This is a genomic window from Flavobacterium panici, from assembly GCF_903819335.1.
GTDB classification, from domain to species: Bacteria; Bacteroidota; Bacteroidia; order Flavobacteriales; family Flavobacteriaceae; genus Flavobacterium; species Flavobacterium panici.
Window position 1 is genome coordinate 1 of sequence record NZ_CAIJDE010000049.1, and the last position, 19,183, is coordinate 19,183.

The window sequence follows — 19,183 nt, forward strand, 5'->3', positions numbered from 1 at the left end:
CCATACAATAAAAATAAAATCTTTGTTCATTTATATAATAAATCGTTTCAGGAATTGTTTCTTGATTTATATCCAAAGATGATTATTCATGATAGTCTTCCTAAATTAATGATTTTAGATCAATTTGGAATTAAAGAAATTACAAATGAAATTTTTAAAAAATTAATAAGTTTCAAAAGAACTGATTTTATTTTTTTTATATCATCTTCTTTTGTTAGAAGATTTAATGAACTTCCTGAATTCAAATCTTATTTGACTATTACAAAAGAAAATTTTGAAGATTCCAAACCATTTCATTCACATAAAGTTGTTTTTGAATACTACAAATCTCTAGTTGATACAAATTATATGTTAGCACCTTTTTCAATAAAAAAAGGTATAAATATATATGGCCTTATTTTTGGTTCAAATCATACTTTAGGATTAGAAAAATTCTTAAAAGTTGGTTGGAAAATTAATCCACACACAGGTGATGCAAATTATAATATAGATGAAGAAAAAATTGTTGATGGACAATTATCAGTTTTTGAAGAACAAAATACAATTAAGAAATTAGGGGTTTTAGAATGTATGTTGCGAGATCTTATATTGAATAAAAGAGAAACCTCCTTATATAAAATTTATTTATGTACATTAGATTTTGGTTGTTTACCTAAGCACTGTAATGAGGTCTTGAAAAAACTTGAAAAAGAGAATAAAATTATGAGTGTCAAAACTAAAACTGAAAAAATACATAACTTAGCAACTCCAAATGATATCAAAATAAATTTAAAGTGAAATATTCTAAAATAGAATGGACTGATGCCACATGGAATCCTTCCACCGGATGCAATAAGATTACATCTGGATGTAAAAACTGTTATGCTGAAGTTATGGCAAAAAGGCTTCAAGCAATGGGTGCTCCTGGATATGAAAATGGTTTTGAATTTACATTAATGCCTGATAGGCTTGAACTTCCAAAAAAAATCAAAAAACCCACAAAGTTTTTTGTAAACTCAATGAGTGATCTTTTTCATGAAAAAATGCCATATACTTTCTTAGATAAAGTTTTTCAAACAATTGAAGTCACACCAAAACATCAATATCAAATATTAACAAAAAGAGAAAATATTTTAGAGGATTATTTTAAAAATCGTATAGTTCCTAAAAATGTTTGGTTAGGTGTAACTGTAGAAAATGCAAAATGTAAAAACAGAATAGATGTTTTAAGAAATATTGATGCAGAAATCAGATTTTTATCTATCGAACCTTTAATTGGAAGTGTTGGTAAATTAAATTTAAAAAATATTCACTGGGTTATTGTTGGTGGAGAAAGTGGACATAAGGCAAGACCAATGAAGCCAGAATGGGCAATTGATATTCAGAGGCAATGTGATGAACAGGGTGTTGCTTTCTTCTTTAAACAATGGGGTACATGGGGAGAAGATGGCGTTAAAAGAAGTAAAAAAGCGAACGGAAGAATTTTACTTGGTAAAGAATGGAATGAGGAACCAGAAGTAGAATTAGCTTTATAAATATCATGTTATTTATAAAGTTCAAAAATACTAAAAACTCTTTATTTTCAACTCTACTCCTTCCCCCAAATCCTAGTATTCAAATCCAGTTCATGAACAATATCATGCATGAATTTCACAATTGAATGATCTCCGGAAAGTAAATCGGGATCTAAAAGCGAAGAATGAATAGGCGCTTCAAAATAATTTTCGGACAACGGAAAAGCAATATACATTTTAGAATGAATAAACGAAACCGAAATCGTTTCGTCGCATTTACCGTTTAAATCCAGAATTCTTTCCATCATGGCAGGCGTTAAAATGTATCGCGCTTCGATTTGGTTACTGGAATAGGTTACAAATTTATTGCTGAAATCGATGTTTTCTAATTCGATAACATCGGTGTTTCCAAAACTAAAAACGTTTTTAGAAAACCAGGAACCAAAAGCTTCTCCAAAACCTTTTGGGCGAACAACTGTCGAAACATTGAAGTTTTTATTGAAATCGGCCACAAAAACAATTCCTTTAAAAATGGTATGCCAGTTTGTACGGGTTCCGTTTTTTGTACTAGTTTCGGTTTTGTATTCGGCGTGAACTTCGGCAAACCAAAAAGAAGTTTTATCGTTTGTTCCGCTTATTAAATCCTGTGTTTTATAACGATCAGATTCCGTTGTAAAAAGTTCAGAACTTCTAAATTCATATTCGGGAAGTCCGCTTTGCGGCGTTATCGTCAAACTTTCATTTATATTTTTTAATGCAGATCCTACAACATTAGTTTTATAAGCCATTTTGTATTTCTTAACATCGTCGCCAATTCTAAAATGCATTACGATACCAGTGATGGCAGAAACGGCAAATCCCAGAAAACCTAAAGTCGGAAATCTAATCAATAAACCAATTATCATAAATACAATGGCAAGGCCAAATAAAATGTAAGTGGTTTTATAGGTTTCGGCTATTTTTTTTCTTTCAACTTCTAATGTATTCAAAACCTCATGCAAGGCTGAATTGTTGCTAATTCCTGAATCCATTAATTATTGAAAAGTTCTTTTGCACTAATATTTTTACGCTCTTCTTCTGGAGTAGCCAAAACATCAATTTTAGTATAATTCAACATTCCTGCAAACAAATTTCCCGGAAACATCATAATAGCGTTATTGTAACTCGTAACCGAAGCATTATACGTTCTTCTGGCAGCCGCAATTTGTTCTTCGCTTTCTGTCCAAGTGCTTTGTAGGTTTAAGAAATTGGTATTTGCTTTTAAGTCCGGATAATTTTCAACCGTAACCATTAAACCTTTTACAGCTGTGCTAAGTTCAGTATCTAAACTTGCTTTTTCGGCCTCGGTTAAAGAACCTGAAGTTGCTCTTGAACGAAGTTCTACGATTTTAGTTAAGGTACTTTGTTCGTAATTAGTATATTGTTTTACAATCTCAACTAAATTCGGAATCAAATCAAAACGTTTTTTCAACATTACATCAATAGAAGAAAAAGCATTCGTAACCTGGTTTCTTTTTTCGATAAGTGAATTGTAAATGAACACTCCGATTATGATGAAAACAAAAAGAATAATAACAACAATCATTGGTTTAATTTTTAATTAGTTTGAAAACAAATATATAAAAACGGGAATAAGTTTTGTTTAGCATTGTGTTTTTATTTAAACACATAGAAACATAGTTTTTTGGGAGTGAATAAAAGGATTAAATAAAATCAAGATTTTACACATAGTCGCATAATATTCTCATTCCTTTTAAAACATAGCCAGTGGTTTTAACCACTGGAAACGCATCGTGAATTATTCTGTGTCAAAGTGGTTGAAACCACTGGCTATATTAAATACAATGTTATTATATTCATTTTAAAACACCTTTCTCTATGTTTGTTTTAAAAAAGTGAAACGCCTTTCACAAAGAAAAACTATGTCTCTATGTGTTTAAAAAACAATTACCCGCAGCGTTTAAAAAATAAATCTCAAAGTTTACTTATATTTATATGTAAAAAATCCCATTTTAGCGTTTCCAAATAAAATGCTTTTTAAAACATCATTTTAATGAATAAAAATGTAAGTGCTCTTTATGAAATCGCTCAAAAAGAAACCCGAAAAATACTAGGTTTAATGTCAGGAACTTCACTCGACGGACTCGATTTGGCTCTTTGTGAAATTTCTGGCGAAGGCGAAAACACGGTTGTGAAAATCGAACAATTTGAAACTATCGATTACAGCGAGGATATTAAAATCGAAATCAGAAAAGTATTTGCTAAAAAAACAATCGATTTTCAGCATTTGGTTTTACTAAACGAATGGATTGCAGACTTGCACGCCGGAATGATTAACGATTGTCTTTCAAAATGGAACATTCCCGCAAACGAAGTTGATCTAATCGCTTCGCACGGACAAACAGTTTTGCATGCGCCGAAGTTTTTGCATCAGCAGGAAAAATTTCCAAATGCAACTTTACAAATTGGCGACGGCGATCATATTGCGGTAAAAACCGGAATTATCACTTTATCTGATTTCAGGCAAAAACATGTTGCGGCGGGCGGCGAAGGTGCACCTCTTGCGGTTTATGGCGATTATTTGTTATTCAGCAAAAAAGGCGAAAACCGAATTATGCTCAACATGGGCGGAATCGCAAATTTCACTTATTTACCAGCTTCTCAAAACGCAGAAGAGGTTTTTGTAACCGATACCGGAACCGCAAATACTTTAATCGATATTTTTACCAAACAGTTTTTCCCTGAAAAAAGTTACGATAAAGATGCTGAAATCGCTAAAAGCGGAACTGTAAATCAGGAACTTTTAAGCGAATTAAAAAGTAATGTTTTCTTCCAAAAAAGCTTTCCAAAAACAATTGGTCAGGAATTATTCAATCATGATTTTGTGAACTCGGCTTTAGTAAAATTAAGTTTAGAAAACATTTCGGCACCAGATTTGCTTGCGAGTTTAACACGCCTTAGTGCCGAGACAATTGCCGAAGCGGTTTTGTTTGTTGTACAAAATACTAAAACTCCAATCGAAGAGTTTACAGTTTATATGTCTGGCGGAGGCGCACGAAATCCGTTATTGGTGAAATGGTTACAAGAATTATTGTCTTGTAAATTTGAAAAAAGCGATGTTCTGGGAATTTCAGGCGATGCAAAAGAAGCCGTTTTATTTGCCGTTTTGGCTAATGAAACCGTAGCAGGAGGAAATTATAATTTTGGTTCAAAAAAAGGAATTCCATCCGTAACAATGGGGAAAATTTCTTTTCCAGACTAAATAATAAAGTTTGCCACAGATTAAAAGATTAAAAAGATTAATCAAAATAATCCTTTCAATCTGTGGCAAAAAAACTGCCACGAATTACACGAATTTTCACGAATTATTTTTTAATACTTTGAGAATAAAAAATTGGTGGAAATTTGTGTAATTCGTGGCAAAAAAACATTTAAAATAAAATTTAGCAGAATTCATTGAATTCCTAGCAAAACAAACTATTTTTGGTTCTTGTTAAAATTAAAGATTAAAATGCATAAAAATCAGCACTTACTATACTCAATCATTCTTTTATTTTTCTTTGGATTAAAATCTAACGCACAAGAAAAAATAATGCATCCTAAAAATGAATTTAGAGGTGTCTGGATTGCGACTGTAGTAAATATTGACTGGCCAAAAACAGCCACAGATAATGTTGAAAAAGAAAAAGCAGATTATTTAGAAATCCTTGAAACTTACAAACAATTAAATTACAACGCTGTTATCGTTCAGATAAGAAGTGTTGGTGATGCTTTTTATCCAACAGAGCTTGCGCCTTGGTCAAGATTCTTAACAGGAAAAGAAGGTGTAGCTCCAAGTCCATATTATGATACTTTGGCGTGGATGATTGAAGAAGCACACAATAGAGGTTTTGAATTTCATGCATGGCTGAATCCGTATCGAGCGACTTTCGATTTAAATAAAAATCTTTTAAGTCCAAATCACGACGTTTTTAAACATCCTGAATGGATGATCGAATATGGCGGAAAATACTATTACGATCCTGCATTGCCAGAAGTTCAGGCACATTTAACAAAAGTCGTAAAAGAAGTCGTTGACAAATACGATATCGACGCGATTCATTTTGATGATTATTTTTATCCGTATGCCGTTCCCGGAAAAGTATTTAACGACTCGGCTTCGTACAAAAAATATGGTTCAGGTTTAAGTCTAGCAGATTGGCGTCGTGCCAATGTGAGCAACTTTGTACATACGATTTCAACAACTATAAAAGAAAGCAAACCGTGGGTTCAATTTGGAATCAGTCCGTTTGGAGTTTGGCGAAATAAATCTGTTGACCCAAAAGGTTCAGAAACGCAGTCAACTGCAAATTACGATGATTTATATGCCGATCCGCTTTTATGGATGGATCAAAAATGGATCGATTATATCTTGCCTCAATTGTATTGGAGCATGTATAATCCTAGAGCTTCTTATTCAAAATTAGTAAAATGGTGGGCAGAAAATTCTAATAATACAGCTGTTTATATCGGTCACGCTTCTTATAAAATTAGAGCCGACGGCGATAAAAGCTGGAATTATATCAGCGAAATTCCAACCCAGATTGATTTTGCCAGAAGTACTAAAAATGTTTCCGGAAGTGCTTATTTCAGTGCAAAATGGTTCATGAACAAAAACTTAGATCTTGTTCGCCTTCTGGAAGACAATCAATATCGTTTTCCTGCGCTTCCTGCCGCGGTTCCAAATTTAAAACGTATTATTATTGATACGCCGGTTATTACAGATTTTGCAAAAGACACCATAAAATATTCTTTCAGCATCAAAAATCCGCTGAATACGAAAGTGCGTTATATTGTAATTTATGGCGGAGAGCATATTTCAAAGATAAATACAAACGATGCCGAAAAAATCATCGACAAAGTAAGAGCTGTTGAAAAAGACGGCGTTATATCATTTTCTATTCCCGCAGAAAAAATCGATATGTATAAAGCTTGCGCTGTAACATTTATTGATTATTTTGCAAACGAAAGCACCCCAACTGCTGCCGACTTAAAAAAGAATTTTAAAATCTATTCACCTGCTCAGCCTAATGAAAACAGATAATAAACCCTGGTTCTGGATTCCTCTTCTTAATTTTGCGTCTGGACTGCCTTACGCCGTAATTATCTCGGTTTCGGTAATTATGTACAAAAACTTAGGTATTTCAAATGAAGATATTGGCGTTTACACCAGTTTATTATACTTACCTTGGGTTATAAAACCGCTTTGGAGCCCTTTTATTGAATTGAACGGAACCAAAAGAAAATGGTTTTTATCGATGCAGTTATTGATTTCGATTGCCTTCTTATTAGTCGGTTTTACGATTCCAACCAATGGCTTTTTCATGATGACATTAGCAATTTTCTGGGTTGCCGCCTTTGCTTCGGCTTCAAATGATATTGCCAGTGATGGATTTTATTTATTGGTTTTACCAGAAAATCAGCAGTCTTTTTTCCTCGGAATCAGAAGTACTTTCTACAGGCTTTCAATGCTTGCCGGAAACGGATTAATTGTGCTTTTAGCCGGATATCTGGAACAAAAATATGGCGATAATACCAAAGCATGGTCGTATACAATGATTGGCGTTGGTTTATTAATGACTTTTATAACGATTTATAATTTTGTTTTTACTCCAAGAAATGAAATAAATGTTGTAGCAGATAATAAAGATCATCATCAAAATTTTGGTTCTATATTTACCAGTTTCTTTAAGAAAAAACAAATTGGTTTAGTGTTAGCTTTTATTCTGGTTTTCAGATTAGGAGAATCACAATTGCTTAAAATGTTAAGTCCATTTTTATTAGACGGAAAAGAAGTTGGCGGGATGAGCTTAACTACTGAATCTGTTGGGATTATTTATGGAACTTTAGGGATTTTTGCTTTAACAATTGGCGGAATTTTAGGCGGAATTGCCATTTCAAAACACGGTCTTACTAAATGGATGCTTCCTATGTTTTTGGCTATGCATCTGCCAATACTTGGTTTTATTGGACTTGCTCATTTTCAGCCGCAGGAACTTTTCCACCTTCATATAAATTTATATTTTTTTGAAATAAATTCTCCATTAAATCTGTATACTTGTATTACCGTAATTTTGGAACAATTTGGATATGGTTTTGGATTTACAGGTTTTATGATGTTTTTAATTCATGTTGCCGAAGGAGAATCAAAAACAGCACATTATGCACTTGCAACCGGATTTATGGCATTAGGAATGATGCTTCCGGGAATGTTGAGCGGTTTTATACAACAATTTTTAGGTTATCAAAACTTCTTTATTTGGGTTTTTATAGCCACAATTCCAGGTCTTATTTTATCACGTTTTTTAATTTTCCCGAAAGATTTTGGGAAAAAATCAGAAGAAGTTTAACCCCAAATCAAACTCTTACTTATGGAAATCAATGAAAATTTGCAGGCCGAACGCAACTTAAAAGGAGCTGAGTTCGAAAAAACCGGAAATCTTGAAAAAGCAATTGAATTATATGAGGAAAATGTCGCAGAAAGCTTTAAAGGGAATCATCCTTACGATAGATTAGCAACAATCTACAAAAACCAAAATGATCTTGACAATGAAATCAGGGTTTTAGAAAAAGCAATTGTGGTTTATGAAGAAATTACAATCGAAGACCGACTTGAAGGTTTACCAAAACTTTTCCGTTTTAAAAACCGATTGGATAAAGCAATTGAAACCAAAAAGCAATTGGCTAAACAAAAGAAAGCAAAATTGAAATAAAACATTCTTTTAAACACATAGAAACATAGATTTTTTGTGTAAAAAGAATAAAAAAGAGAAACTCGTTTCTCAACACATAGTCCCGAAGCATCGGGATGTATTTAAATAAAGTGAAACGCCTTTTCCAAGAACTAAATACTATGTTTCTATGTGTTAGAAAATTAAACGATACTACAATCTAAGCATTCTAAATCATGAACATAAAACGAACAAACTCAGATGATCCAGATTTTATAAAGCTGGTTGTTTTATTAGATCAGGATTTAGCGATTCGGGACGGAGATGATCATGCGTTTTACAATCAGTTTAATAAAACCGATAAAATAAAACACACGATTGTTTATTATGAAAACGGCATTCCTGTTGGCTGCGGCGCTTTTCGCGAAAAAGAAAGCGACAAAACCGAAATCAAACGAATGTACGTTCATCCTGATTATCGAAAAAAAGGTATTGCTTCTAAAGTTTTAGCCGAATTAGAAATTTGGGCGAAAGAAGTCGGCTATACTTATACTATTCTCGAAACTGGTAAAAACCAGCCCGAAGCCATAAATTTGTACCAAAAATTAGGTTACACAATCATTCCAAATTATCCGCCTTATGAAAAAATGGATAACAGCGTCTGCATGAAAAAGACTTTATAATAATGAAAATTACAGCCGAAGCACTACGACAAAAAATAGGACAATTCTTTTTTCCTGCCGTTTTTATAAACGATACCGAAGAAAATATTCAGGAAACCGAACGTTTAATAAAAGAACACAACATTGGCGGACTGACCTTTTTTCATAGTCGTGCGAGCGCTGCAACGAATTATGAAAGCAAGAAAAAAGTTGTTTTTAATGATGACAGCTATCAAAAAATCAAAGAACTTATTGTTCGTTATCAAAAAGCTGCTTCTACTCCACTTTTAATCAGCATAGATGCCGAATGGGGATTGGCAATGCGTATCGAAAAAACGCCACAATATCCTTATGCGATTACACTTGGCGCATTACCTGAAAACAAATCTGATTTGGTTTTTGAAGTTGGAAAACAAATAGGTTTAGATTTAAAAGCAGCCGGAATTCAGTATAATTTATCGCCTTTGGCCGATATCAACAATAATCCAAATAATCCTGTTATTGGATATCGTTCTTTTGGTGAAAACAAAGAAAAAGTAGCCAATTTTGCAGTTGAATATTTAAACGGAATGTCGGAAGTTGGCGTTTTAGGTTGTCTGAAACACTTTCCCGGACATGGAAATACTAATGTCGATTCGCATTTAGGATTACCGGTTTTAAAAGAAACGCTGGAAGAATTATTAGAAAACGAATTATATCCGTTCATCAAAGGAATTGGAAATAATGTCGATTCGATTATGATTGGACATTTAGCCGTTCCAAGTTTAAATGATGGAAAAGATACCTCGGCAACATTATCAAAAGCTGTGATTCAGGATCTTTTACGCGACAAATTAGGTTATGATGGGTTGGTGATTTCTGATGCTTTAAATATGCACAGTGTTTCAAAATTATACGAAACCAAAGGTCAGCTGGAATGGGAAGCTTTTAATGCCGGAAATGATATTTTATGCTTCGCCGAAAATGTTCCCGAAGGAATCGAAGCTATCTTTAGAAATGCATCTCCAGATCGCATCTTCCAAAGCTATAGCCGAATCATGAAGGCTAAAGAAAAAGCAGGAATTCTTTCTGGAAACACTGCTGCTTCGGGCGAATTAAATTTCGAAAAAGCATCTGAATTAAATCTGGAAATTGCTCAAAATGCTATTACCACAATTATTGATAATTCAAATTCGGAATTGGCATTTGATTCTCAGAAAAACAACAAATTAGCTAAATTAAGTTTATATAAAAATACCGAAAACACTTTCTTCAAAACTTTAAATTCAAAATTAGAATCTCCTGAATTTGCTTTTGAAAATTTAGAAGTTTCGGATATTTCTGCAATCAAAAAACAATTAGAGAATTTCGAAACTATTATCATTTCATTATTTGTTCCCAAAGCAAAACCAGCGAATAATTTTGAAATTAACGATGAAGTTTTAGAACTGCTTTCTGATTTACTTCAAACCAAAAAATGCATTGTTTACGTTTTCGGAAATCCGTATGTTTTACCCATAATTCCGAATCTAAAAAAGACTTCAGGATTAGTTCAGGCGTATCAGGATTTTGAAGAATTTCAAAAAACGGCAGCAATTCAATTTTTAGCTAAAATTTCTTCAAACGGAATTCTCCCAATAAACATTGATATACAATAAGTTAAAAGTTAAATAGTCAAAATTTATCAACTTATAAGTTTTTATAATCACATCTTATTGTAAGAATATGTGCTTATACCCTACTTTTGCATCAAATAAATTTTTAACGTAAAACGAAAAATATGTCTTTAGTAGGAAAAAAATTCCCAAGTATTGCAGTAGATGCTATCTCAGAAATGGGTGACAATTTAAAAATCAACATTTTTGAAGAAGCAGTAAACAACAATAAAAAAGTACTTTTATTTTGGTACCCAAAAGATTTTACTTTTGTATGTCCAACTGAATTACACGCCTTTCAAGCTGCATTACCAGAATTTGAAAAAAGAAATACTATCGTAATTGGTGCTTCTTGTGATACAAACGAAGTTCACTTTGCTTGGTTAAATACTCCAAAAAACAATGGTGGAATCGAAGGTGTTACTTACCCAATCTTAGCTGATACAAACCGTAACTTAGCTAACATTTTAGGTATTCTTGATATCGAATCTACAAGCTACAGCGAAGATACTGATTCAGTTATCATCGAAGGTTCAAACGTAACTTACAGAGCTACTTACCTTATTGACGAAACTGGAAAAATCTTTCACGAAAGTGTAAACGATATGCCATTAGGACGTAACGTAAACGAATACCTAAGAATGGTTGACGCTTATACGCACATCCAGACTAAAGGTGAAGTTTGTCCTGCAAACTGGGAAGCTGGTAAAGAAGCTATGTCTGCAGACAGAGTTAGTACTGCTGAATACTTAAGCGCTAATTAAGTTTCAAAGATACTAAGGTTCTAAGATGCTAAGTTTTTTAACTTAACTTTTGAATCTTAAATATAATTCTACAATAAAAGTCAAGAGATTCTAAGATTAAACTTAGATCTTAGAATCTCAACGACTTTAAAAAAAAACATCAATAAATCCACACAAAGTTATTCGGTTCGAGAGCAAACTTAGCATCTTAGAACCTTAGCAACTTAGTGTCTTAAAAATAAAAACTATGTTAATCGACTTAAACGAAGATACGTTAGCAGATTTAGTTGCTAAAAACGAAAAAGTAGTAGTACAATATTCAGCATCATGGTGTGGAAACTGCCGTATTATGAAACCAAAATTCAAAAAATTAGCAACAGAAAATGAAGCTATCACTTTTGTTTTGGTTGATGCAGAAAATTCTCCTGAATCAAGAAAATTAGCTAATGTGAGCAACCTGCCAACATTTGCAACTTTCGTAAACGGGCAATTAGTTGGTGAAACGCAGACTAATAAACAAGAAGTTTTAATCGATCTTGTAAACGCAATTGCTTAAATTTAGATTAGTTAGACTGGCTTAGATTTTTAGACTTCTTAGAAGTACTATAAACTTTAAAAAGGTCTAAAATCTAAGAATGTCTAAAAATCTAAGAAATCTAAACATGAAATTACCAGTAATAAAGCAATTAACGCAGTTCATCGAAGAAAACGATCAGGATTATATAATTGAAACGATTGAAGTTCTTGAAGCTATGACCGAAATTCCTTCTCTTAAAGATGAAGAATTGGATGTAATTGGCGAATTGATTTCGAATATGTACGGTGCACTTGAGGTACACAAAATGGTTTCTCAGGGAACTGATAAAAAAGAAGCTTTAAACGCATTCATGAAACGTGTTTTAGGTTCTATCGATAAATAATATCGGCCTCTTTTTCAAATAAAAAACAAAAAAACATGACTGAAAAAGCGTTTCAATTTTGAGACGCTTTTTTTTGTTTACAGTTTTCGGTCGCAGTTTTCAGTTTACCCAATCTTTGTCAGGCTGAGCGAAGTCGAAGCCCACGCAAAGATTATCGATTTAGATTATGGAGTTACTTTGTGCGGGCTTCGACTTCGCTCAGCCTGACAAAAATGAGAATAAAAATCCGTTAAATCTGTGTCATCTGTGTGCCATATATACGCAAACCAATACGAATAAACTTCTGCCTTAATCTCACCTTAAACCCTTAACAAATACTTTTAGATTCAAATATTAATCCTTACTTTTGAACCTCATTAAAAAAAATTATCATGGCTTCAATAACATTAGGAGGAAATCCAGTTCATACATCAGGCGAATTACCAGCAGTTGGTTCTAAACTTGCTGATTTTAAATTAGTGCAAAACGATTTATCAGTTGCTTCTTTGAGCAATTTTGCTGGTAAAAAATTAGTTTTAAACATTTTTCCAAGTGTTGATACAGGAACTTGCGCAGCATCTGTTAGAAAATTCAACCAAAGTGCAAGCGGATTAGAAAATACTACTGTTTTATGTATTTCAAGAGATTTACCTTTCGCTCAAAAACGTTTTTGTGGTGCCGAAGGTTTAGATAATGTAGTGAATTTATCTGATTTTCAAACAGGAGCTTTTGGTAAAGCAAATGGTTTAGAAATCACTGACGGACCTTTAGCAGGTTTACACTCAAGAGTTATTATTGTTGTTGACGCAAACGGAACAATTACTCATACAGAACAAGTTGCTGAAATTGCAAACGAACCAAATTACGAAGCGGCTTTAGCAGCACTATAATATTTTCCACTAAATGGAGTTTCAAAAAGATAACACTTTTGTTACAGGTCGTTTAAAGAGTGTAACTTACGCTTTTAAAGGAGCTGTAAAACTGATAAAAACAGAACACAGCGTTATGGTTCAATTCTCACTGGGAATTATTATGACCATTGCCGGGTTCTATTTTCATATTTCTCAAACCGAATGGCTATGTCAAACCTTAGCCATTGGTTTGGTTTTAAGCATTGAAGGATTAAATACGGCTGTTGAAAAAATCGCCGATTTTATCCATCCCGATTACAGCAGACGAATTGGGTTTATTAAAGATATTGCTGCAGGAGCGGTATTTTTTGCCGCCATGACAGCAATAGCGATTGGTTTGATAATTTATATTCCAAAATTTATATAGGCGGAACGCAAGAATGGCAAAAACAAAAAAAGAAACTGTAGACAAAAAAACCGAATCAAAAGTCGCCAGCATTAGATCCTGGTCATTATCCAAACAACAAAAATTTGTTTTGGGCTGCCTTTTGGTACTCTTTTCTATTGCATTATTAGTTGCATTTATTTCGTTTTATGTCAACGGACAATGGCAGACAGACCAAAGTGCGGTTAGTCAGCTTGGAGATCGTGAAGAAGTAGTGCAAAACTGGCTCGGAAAATTCGGGGCTTTTCTCGCAGACTTAATTGTATACCGAGGTTTCGGTCTTGCCTCTTTTATAATTGTTCGTTTATTCTTTTTAACCGGATTATTTCTGGCATTAGAACTTTCGACTAAAAAATTAAAAAATACATGGTTTTGGGATTTATTTGCCATTATCATAGTATCTATTTTATTTGGTTTTTTTGCTACTTCGGCACCAGAATTAGGAGGCACAATTGGTTATGAATTAAATCTTTTCCTTCAGGATTACATCGGGAAAACCGGAACTTTATTGACCTTGCTTTTTGGATTGATCGTTTATTTGATTTTCAAAATAAAAGTATCTCCGGAAAAAATTCAGTCTTATTTTGATTCCACTAAAAACGAATTAAAATCAGAATTAAATTCGATCAAAAAACCGCAGCAGGATTTAGAACCTGAAAGCGCTTATAATTTAGAAGAATTTGCAATTGAAGAAGATCCTGAACTGGATAACATTCATTTAAAAACAGATGATTCTAAATTCGAAATCAACAAAGAAGCTTTAAAACCAACAATCAATCATTCGTCAGAAATTGAATTAAATCCGATTTTAAAACCAATTCAGCCAAAACAAGAACTTCCATTAGTTTCTCCTGATGAAGCATTTGTAATTGAAAAAGCGGAAGAAGAAGATATTATCGAAGAAAACTTAGCATCTCGTTTAGTTGCTGATTTCGGGTTATTTGATCCAACTTTGGATTTATCCAATTATAAATTCCCAACTATCGATTTATTAAAAGAATATTCGACGGGTGGAATTACCATTAATCAGGAAGAATTAGAAGAAAACAAAAATAAAATTGTAGATACGCTTCGTAACTACAAAATTGAAATTGCTCAGATTAAAGCAACCGTTGGTCCATCGGTAACTTTATACGAAATTGTACCGGAAGCCGGAATCAGAATTTCTAAAATTAAGAGTTTAGAAGATGATATTGCATTGTCATTATCCGCTTTAGGAATTCGTATTATTGCACCAATTCCTGGAAAAGGAACAATTGGTATCGAGGTTCCAAACAAGACTCCAACTATGGTTTCAATGAAAAGCGTTATTGGTGCCGCTAAATTTCAGGAAGCCGAAATGGAACTGCCAATTGCTTTAGGAAAAACCATTTCAAACGAAACTTTTGTTGTCGATCTTGCCAAAATGCCTCACTTATTGATGGCGGGAGCAACAGGACAAGGAAAGTCGGTTGGATTGAATGCGGTTTTGACTTCGCTTTTATACAAAAAACATCCGGCAGAAGTAAAATTCGTTTTGGTCGATCCGAAAAAAGTAGAGCTTACGCTTTTCAATAAAATAGAAAGACATTATTTAGCGAAACTTCCTGATACAGAAGACGCTATTATTACTGATAACGCAAAAGTAGTCAATACTTTGAATTCACTTTGTACCGAAATGGACAATCGCTATTCTTTATTAAAAGATGCGATGGTTCGTAATATTAAAGAGTACAACGAAAAATTCAAAGCAAGAAAATTAAACCCGGAAGCCGGACACCGATTTTTACCTTACATCGTTTTAGTTGTCGATGAGTTCGCCGATTTAATTATGACTGCAGGAAAAGAAGTTGAAGTTCCGATTGCCCGTTTGGCTCAGCTGGCGCGTGCTATTGGTATTCACTTAATTATTGCAACACAAAGACCTTCTGTAAACGTTATTACAGGTTTAATTAAGGCCAATTTCCCTGCGAGGATTGCATTTAGGGTAACTTCAAAAATTGACTCAAGAACAATTTTAGATACTCAGGGAGCTGACCAGTTAATAGGACGTGGAGATTTACTGTACACAAACGGAAATGACGTAACGCGTGTACAATGTGCATTTATTGACACGCCAGAGGTTGAAAAAATCACAGATTTTATTGGTTCACAAAAGGCATATGCCACAGCATATTTGCTTCCGGAGTTTGTTGGAGAAGAAACTGGCATTAATCTTGATATGGATATTTCCGAAAGAGATACCTTATTTAGAGAAGCTGCCGAGATTATTGTTAATGCGCAGCAGGGTTCTGCTTCATTACTGCAAAGAAAATTAAAATTAGGTTACAACAGAGCCGGTCGTTTGATCGATCAGCTGGAAGCAGCAGGAATTGTTGGACCGTTTGAAGGCAGTAAAGCAAGAAGTGTGAACATTTTAGACTTAAGTGCTCTTGATCAATTCTTTAATAATGAACAAAATTAATCCAATCATGAGAACAAACATTCAGGAAATCAAAAACAATTCTATCACTAACATGACTAAAAAGTGTTTTCAAATGGCAGTTATCTTGCTTTTGAGCTTCACTTCTATTCAAGCTCAGGATAAAAAAGCTAAAGATTTATTGAACGAAGTGACTGCTAAAATAAAAAGCTACGATAATATTGTTATTGATTTTAAATATTCTCTAAATAATGCAAAAGAGAATATTAACCAGGACAGTAAAGGAAATGTAACCATGAAAGGGAATCAATATGTATTGAATTTTATGGGTGTTACTAAAATTTTTGACGGACAAAAAACATACACAATTGTTCCTGAAGACGAAGAAGTTACGGTTTCTAAAGTAAATGAAAAGGATGATAATGCTATCACGCCTTCAAAAATGCTTACTTTCTTTAATTCTGGTTACAAATACAATATGGATATCGTACAAAATGTAAAAGGAAGAAAGATTCAATACATTAAATTAGTACCAACTACTGGAAAAGATCAAAGAAAAGAAATTCTTTTAGGTATTGATGTTCAGACAAAACACATCTATAATTTGATTGAAACTGGAAAAAACGGAACAAAAACAACTTTAACCGTTAATTCTTTTAAAACCAATCAGCCATTATCAAAAAATCAATTTACCTTTGTAGCGAGTAAATACCCGAAATACTACATCAACAAATTAGATTAATCAGAAGGTTGAAAATTCTAGACAAATACTTATTAAAAACATTCTTAGTTACATTTACCACGGTATTTGTAATCCTTTTTTTCATATTCATACTTCAAACGGTATGGCTATTTATATCAGAACTAGCAGGTAAAGATCTCGACTTAATATTGGTCGTGAAATTCCTGCTTTTTTCTATGCCGCGTATTATACCGCTGGTTTTACCGTTATCGGTTCTTTTGGCTTCGATTATGACTTTCGGAAATTTAGCCGAGAATTATGAATTTGCTGCCATGAAATCTTCCGGAATCTCACTTCAAAGAGCAATGCGGGTTTTAATTATTTTTATATTCGTTTTGAGTATTGTAGCATTTTGGTTTGCCAATAATGTTATTCCTTTTGCCGAATATAAGTTTGTGAACTTCCGAAAAAATATCGCGCAGGCAAAACCAGCCATGGCAATTGCCGAAGGTCAGTTTAACGATGTTGGAACGTACAACATTAAAGTCAACAAAAAATCTGGCGAAAACGGAAATATTCTTACTGGTGTTACTATTCACGAAAAGGCAAACAATTTTGGAGAAAACAAAACGGTTATTAAAGCCAAAGATGGTGAATTGATCAGTAATGAGAAATCGAGTATTTTGAAACTGGTTTTAAATGATGGTTATTATTATCAGGATGTTACTCCAAAAAAATACGAAGACCGTGCTAAACTTCCTTTTATAAAAGGCGCTTTTAAAAAGCATATTATTAACATTGATTTATCCGAATTAAATAAGGTTGACGACAGCAAAGAAAGCATTGCCGGTACAAATGCTATGCTTAATGTTAATGAATTACGTTATACTTTAGATTCATTAAACAAGAATCTTGATAATGAAATTATTTCATTTTCTGAGAATATAAATCAACGTGTTGGATTTAGAAGATCAAGCACTCTTGTTACTGATAAAGCAAAAAAGAAAAAAGCTTTACCAAGTGATCTTTTGTCTTTATACAACAATAAAGAAAAAGTTGATGTTCTAAAAATGGCAAGCAGCAATGTTACCAGCAATGTTTTCTCTATTGAATCAACCCAAAAAGATTTAAAAGACAAACAGCGAGAAATCAACAAGCACTTAACAGCATTATATGAAAAGTTTGTTATTGCTTTTGCATGCTTCTTAATGTTCTTTATTGGTGCACCTCTTGGAGCTATTATTAGAAAAGGCGGACTTGGTTTACCAATTGTTTTTGCGGTTTTAATTTTTATTACTTTTCATTTCATTAATACTTTTGGAAAAAGATTATCGCAGGAAGGCGGAATGACTCCTTTTATGGGTTCATGGATGTCGTCGTTTATTCTTTCTCCATTAGCGGTATTACTGACTTATCGTGCCACAAATGACAACGGATTAATTAATTTTGATGCGATAACTACCCCAATCTCACAACTATTTCAAAAAATTTCCGAGCGGTTTTCACCAGCTCAAAACAAAGAATAATTATGTCAACAAAAATTCAACTGAATACCATTGAAGAAGCTATAGAAGATATTCGTCAAGGTAAAGTAATCATTGTAGTTGATGATGAAGATCGTGAAAATGAAGGTGACTTTTTAGCTGCTGCCGAAAAAGTTACTCCTGATATGATCAATTTCATGGCTACACACGGACGTGGATTAATCTGTACACCACTTACAGAAAGCCGTTGCAAGGAGCTTGATTTACGCGCCATGGTTACTAATAATACAGATCATATGGAAACTGCTTTTACAGTTTCTGTAGATTTAAAAGGAAATAGTGTTACAACCGGAATTTCTGCTGCTGACAGATCTAAAACGGTACAATCTCTAGTTGATCTAAATACAAAACCACATGATTTAGCGCGTCCTGGACATATTTTCCCTTTAATTGCTAAACAAGGTGGGGTTTTAAGAAGAACAGGGCACACAGAAGCTGCAATTGATTTTGCAAGATTAGCAGGATTTAAACCTGCAGGTGTTATCTGTGAAATTTTGAATGAAGACGGAACAATGTCTCGCTTGCCTGAACTTATAAAAGTGGCAAAGAAATTTGACTTAAAACTAGTTTCGATTGAAGATTTGGTTGCTTACAGAATGCAGCACGACAGTCTTATCATTAAAAAAGAAGATTTTGATATCGAAACCCGTTTTGGAACTTTTAGATTAAGAGCTTACGAGCAAACTACAAATAAACAAATTCATATTGCTTTAACGAAAGGAACATGGAATCTTGGAGAACCAATTTTGACGAGAATCCACTCTTCTCAGGTTAATAATGATTTATTAGGAACATTGACTAATAATGCAGAACAGCAGTTAGACGATATGTTTAAGGTTATTAATGAACATGGTAAAGGTGCGGTTATTTTTATTAACCAAGATATGACGGCTGTAAATTTATTAAACAGAATTTCTGAACTTAAAACTTTGCAGGCACAAGGAACATTAAAAGCACCAAAAGTTATCATAGATAGTAAAGATTACGGAATTGGGGCTCAAATCCTTCATGATATTGATATTTCTAAGATTAGATTGGTTTCGAACACGGAACAAACAAAACGTGTCGGAATGATTGGATATGGTCTTGAAATAACTGAATACGTAACTTACTAATCTT

At 33.3% G+C, this 19,183-nt stretch carries 19 protein-coding genes; 17 read left to right on the forward strand and 2 right to left on the reverse strand.

Going from position 1 to position 19,183, the window contains the following annotated elements; genetic code table 11:
• Both tcmP and FLAPXU55_RS15895 read left to right on the forward strand, forming a co-directional pair.
• Positions 1 to 777 (forward strand): three-Cys-motif partner protein TcmP (gene tcmP, locus FLAPXU55_RS15890; RefSeq protein ID WP_180859337.1); only part of this gene is annotated, 777 nt, incomplete at its 5' end.
• Entirely contained in the window at positions 774 to 1,514 is a 741-nt protein-coding gene (locus tag FLAPXU55_RS15895; protein ID WP_180859339.1) for a DUF5131 family protein, read from the forward strand. The genes tcmP and FLAPXU55_RS15895, both read left to right, overlap by 4 nt.
• 53 nt (positions 1,515 to 1,567) lie before the next feature.
• Here the strand turns inward: FLAPXU55_RS15895 and FLAPXU55_RS15900 are convergent, their stop codons facing one another.
• Together FLAPXU55_RS15900 and FLAPXU55_RS15905 are read right to left on the reverse strand one after the other, a co-directional pair.
• Entirely contained in the window at positions 1,568 to 2,524 is a 957-nt protein-coding gene (locus tag FLAPXU55_RS15900) for a DUF3137 domain-containing protein (RefSeq protein WP_180859341.1), read from the reverse strand.
• The gene (locus FLAPXU55_RS15905) at positions 2,524 to 3,078 is read right to left on the reverse strand and encodes a LemA family protein (RefSeq protein WP_180859343.1); all 555 of its coding nucleotides are present in this window, start codon (positions 3,076 to 3,078) and stop codon (positions 2,524 to 2,526) included. Before FLAPXU55_RS15905 ends, FLAPXU55_RS15900 begins: the two co-directional genes overlap by 1 nt.
• A gap of 468 nt (positions 3,079 to 3,546) precedes the next feature.
• On the opposite strand from FLAPXU55_RS15905, the gene FLAPXU55_RS15910 reads away from it, so the two are divergent.
• The 15 genes from FLAPXU55_RS15910 to ribB all read left to right on the forward strand — a co-directional run bounded on the left by FLAPXU55_RS15910 (position 3,547) and on the right by ribB (position 19,179).
• Complete coding sequence (locus tag FLAPXU55_RS15910; protein WP_180859345.1) at positions 3,547 to 4,755, forward strand: anhydro-N-acetylmuramic acid kinase; 1,209 nt, start codon at positions 3,547 to 3,549, stop codon at positions 4,753 to 4,755.
• Positions 4,756 to 5,004: 249 nt separating this feature from the next.
• A complete protein-coding gene (locus tag FLAPXU55_RS15915) occupies positions 5,005 to 6,576 on the forward strand; it encodes a glycoside hydrolase family 10 protein (RefSeq protein WP_180859347.1) in 1,572 nt (523 codons plus the stop codon).
• Complete coding sequence (locus tag FLAPXU55_RS15920; protein WP_180859349.1) at positions 6,563 to 7,882, forward strand: MFS transporter; 1,320 nt, start codon at positions 6,563 to 6,565, stop codon at positions 7,880 to 7,882. The genes FLAPXU55_RS15915 and FLAPXU55_RS15920 overlap by 14 nt, the downstream gene beginning before the upstream one ends.
• A 21-nt stretch (positions 7,883 to 7,903) precedes the next feature.
• Entirely contained in the window at positions 7,904 to 8,245 is a 342-nt protein-coding gene (locus tag FLAPXU55_RS15925) for a tetratricopeptide repeat protein (RefSeq protein WP_053471121.1), read from the forward strand.
• 194 nt (positions 8,246 to 8,439) lie between these two features.
• Positions 8,440 to 8,886: a GNAT family N-acetyltransferase gene (locus FLAPXU55_RS15930; RefSeq protein ID WP_180859351.1), complete on the forward strand. Its 447-nt coding sequence runs from the start codon at positions 8,440 to 8,442 to the stop codon at positions 8,884 to 8,886.
• 2 nt (positions 8,887 to 8,888) lie between these two features.
• On the forward strand, positions 8,889 to 10,502 hold the full coding sequence (locus FLAPXU55_RS15935; RefSeq protein ID WP_180859353.1) for a glycoside hydrolase family 3 protein: 1,614 nt from the start codon (positions 8,889 to 8,891) through the stop codon (positions 10,500 to 10,502).
• Between the two features lie 122 nt (positions 10,503 to 10,624).
• The gene (locus FLAPXU55_RS15940) at positions 10,625 to 11,263 is read left to right on the forward strand and encodes a peroxiredoxin (protein ID WP_053471125.1); all 639 of its coding nucleotides are present in this window, start codon (positions 10,625 to 10,627) and stop codon (positions 11,261 to 11,263) included.
• Between the two features lie 226 nt (positions 11,264 to 11,489).
• Positions 11,490 to 11,798, forward strand: a complete 309-nt coding sequence (locus FLAPXU55_RS15945) for a thioredoxin family protein (RefSeq protein ID WP_007805605.1) — start codon at positions 11,490 to 11,492, stop codon at positions 11,796 to 11,798.
• Positions 11,799 to 11,904: 106 nt separating this feature from the next.
• On the forward strand, positions 11,905 to 12,162 hold the full coding sequence (locus FLAPXU55_RS15950; protein ID WP_042566605.1) for a DUF6952 family protein: 258 nt from the start codon (positions 11,905 to 11,907) through the stop codon (positions 12,160 to 12,162).
• Between the two features lie 371 nt (positions 12,163 to 12,533).
• Positions 12,534 to 13,031, forward strand: a complete 498-nt coding sequence (gene tpx / locus FLAPXU55_RS15955) for a thiol peroxidase (protein ID WP_180859355.1) — start codon at positions 12,534 to 12,536, stop codon at positions 13,029 to 13,031.
• Between the two features lie 13 nt (positions 13,032 to 13,044).
• Complete coding sequence (locus FLAPXU55_RS15960; protein ID WP_180859357.1) at positions 13,045 to 13,419, forward strand: diacylglycerol kinase; 375 nt, start codon at positions 13,045 to 13,047, stop codon at positions 13,417 to 13,419.
• 13 nt (positions 13,420 to 13,432) lie between these two features.
• Complete coding sequence (locus FLAPXU55_RS15965) at positions 13,433 to 15,880, forward strand: DNA translocase FtsK (protein ID WP_180859359.1); 2,448 nt, start codon at positions 13,433 to 13,435, stop codon at positions 15,878 to 15,880.
• Between the two features lie 7 nt (positions 15,881 to 15,887).
• Positions 15,888 to 16,580 carry a LolA family protein gene (locus FLAPXU55_RS15970; protein ID WP_082356391.1) on the forward strand — a complete coding sequence of 231 codons (693 nt, stop codon included), beginning with the start codon at positions 15,888 to 15,890 and terminating at the stop codon, positions 16,578 to 16,580.
• Positions 16,581 to 16,588: 8 nt separating this feature from the next.
• Positions 16,589 to 18,046 (forward strand): LptF/LptG family permease, encoded by a 1,458-nt coding sequence (locus tag FLAPXU55_RS15975; protein WP_180859361.1) that lies wholly within the window; start codon positions 16,589 to 16,591, stop codon positions 18,044 to 18,046.
• A 2-nt stretch (positions 18,047 to 18,048) separates the two neighbouring features.
• Positions 18,049 to 19,179, forward strand: a complete 1,131-nt coding sequence (ribB, locus tag FLAPXU55_RS15980) for a 3,4-dihydroxy-2-butanone-4-phosphate synthase (RefSeq protein ID WP_180859363.1) — start codon at positions 18,049 to 18,051, stop codon at positions 19,177 to 19,179.
• Positions 19,180 to 19,183 lie beyond the last annotated feature (4 nt).

What these genes read in the sequence shown, in the direction of transcription:
- FLAPXU55_RS15910 (WP_180859345.1), top strand. Translation starts at nt 3,547, where the DNA reads ATGAATAAAAATGTAAGTGCTCTTTATGAAATCGCTCAAAAAGAAACC.
- ribB (WP_180859363.1), top strand. Translation starts at nt 18,049, where the DNA reads ATGTCAACAAAAATTCAACTGAATACCATTGAAGAAGCTATAGAAGAT.
- FLAPXU55_RS15935 (WP_180859353.1), top strand. Translation starts at nt 8,889, where the DNA reads ATGAAAATTACAGCCGAAGCACTACGACAAAAAATAGGACAATTCTTT.
- FLAPXU55_RS15905 (WP_180859343.1), bottom strand. Translation starts at nt 3,078, where the DNA reads ATGATTGTTGTTATTATTCTTTTTGTTTTCATCATAATCGGAGTGTTC.
- tpx (WP_180859355.1), top strand. Translation starts at nt 12,534, where the DNA reads ATGGCTTCAATAACATTAGGAGGAAATCCAGTTCATACATCAGGCGAA.
- FLAPXU55_RS15960 (WP_180859357.1), top strand. Translation starts at nt 13,045, where the DNA reads ATGGAGTTTCAAAAAGATAACACTTTTGTTACAGGTCGTTTAAAGAGT.
- FLAPXU55_RS15965 (WP_180859359.1), top strand. Translation starts at nt 13,433, where the DNA reads ATGGCAAAAACAAAAAAAGAAACTGTAGACAAAAAAACCGAATCAAAA.
- FLAPXU55_RS15945 (WP_007805605.1), top strand. Translation starts at nt 11,490, where the DNA reads ATGTTAATCGACTTAAACGAAGATACGTTAGCAGATTTAGTTGCTAAA.
- FLAPXU55_RS15925 (WP_053471121.1), top strand. Translation starts at nt 7,904, where the DNA reads ATGGAAATCAATGAAAATTTGCAGGCCGAACGCAACTTAAAAGGAGCT.
- FLAPXU55_RS15970 (WP_082356391.1), top strand. Translation starts at nt 15,888, where the DNA reads ATGAGAACAAACATTCAGGAAATCAAAAACAATTCTATCACTAACATG.
- FLAPXU55_RS15930 (WP_180859351.1), top strand. Translation starts at nt 8,440, where the DNA reads ATGAACATAAAACGAACAAACTCAGATGATCCAGATTTTATAAAGCTG.
- FLAPXU55_RS15920 (WP_180859349.1), top strand. Translation starts at nt 6,563, where the DNA reads ATGAAAACAGATAATAAACCCTGGTTCTGGATTCCTCTTCTTAATTTT.
- FLAPXU55_RS15940 (WP_053471125.1), top strand. Translation starts at nt 10,625, where the DNA reads ATGTCTTTAGTAGGAAAAAAATTCCCAAGTATTGCAGTAGATGCTATC.
- FLAPXU55_RS15915 (WP_180859347.1), top strand. Translation starts at nt 5,005, where the DNA reads ATGCATAAAAATCAGCACTTACTATACTCAATCATTCTTTTATTTTTC.
- FLAPXU55_RS15900 (WP_180859341.1), bottom strand. Translation starts at nt 2,524, where the DNA reads ATGGATTCAGGAATTAGCAACAATTCAGCCTTGCATGAGGTTTTGAAT.
- FLAPXU55_RS15950 (WP_042566605.1), top strand. Translation starts at nt 11,905, where the DNA reads ATGAAATTACCAGTAATAAAGCAATTAACGCAGTTCATCGAAGAAAAC.